This is a genomic window from Candidatus Symbiopectobacterium sp. NZEC135 (assembly GCF_025962695.1).
The window spans coordinates 1-592 of record NZ_JAGFPF010001332.1; the positions used below are offsets into that span (position 1 = coordinate 1).

Annotated in this window: 1 protein-coding gene; it reads left to right on the forward strand. The window is 60.6% G+C overall.

Going from position 1 to position 592, the window contains the following annotated elements; translation table 11 throughout:
* The coding region (locus J5224_RS34115; protein ID WP_264629279.1) for a cellulose biosynthesis protein BcsE at nt 1–592 on the forward strand (592 nt) is incomplete at both ends.

Here is a 592-nt window from a genome sequence, read left to right on the forward strand (position 1 = left end):
AAGCGGCATTGATGGCCTTGACCAATGACGTCACCCGAGCCATCGCGCCGCGTCAGCGCCTGTTTGTTTTGCTGCTGCCCGCGACGCAGTGGAAGGATTTTTCTACCGAACAGCTTCAGCGTTGGATTACCCATACGGCGGCCTGGTTGGCGCAGCGGCAGTGTGCGTTGGTGGTGGTGGCCCACGGCAGCGGCGTAGGGCGATTGCGCGGAATATTGACCACGCAGCACCGTACCCTGTATGGCCTGGCGCACCTGCAATGGCAGCAGGATCGCGCCCAATATCTGATCGCCTGGTGGAGTGAAGGTGGTGGCATTAACGCCAATCTGGCGGTGTTGATGACGCCGCAAACCCAGGGATGGCAACTGTTGCGCGATGAGGACGACGATCCTGCGTCCATCACGCCGCTCCTGAACGATGAAAACCTGTTTTATGCGGAGCGCAGCGTGCTGGAAGGCGCGCCTGCATTATCCGACCACTGGCAACTGCTGGACAGTAACGCCGAACTGGCGCAGCAAGCCCAGCTCACGCACTCCGCGACGCTGATTTTCGCGCTGCAACAAACGCAGGATGTGGACATGCTGGCGCGTTG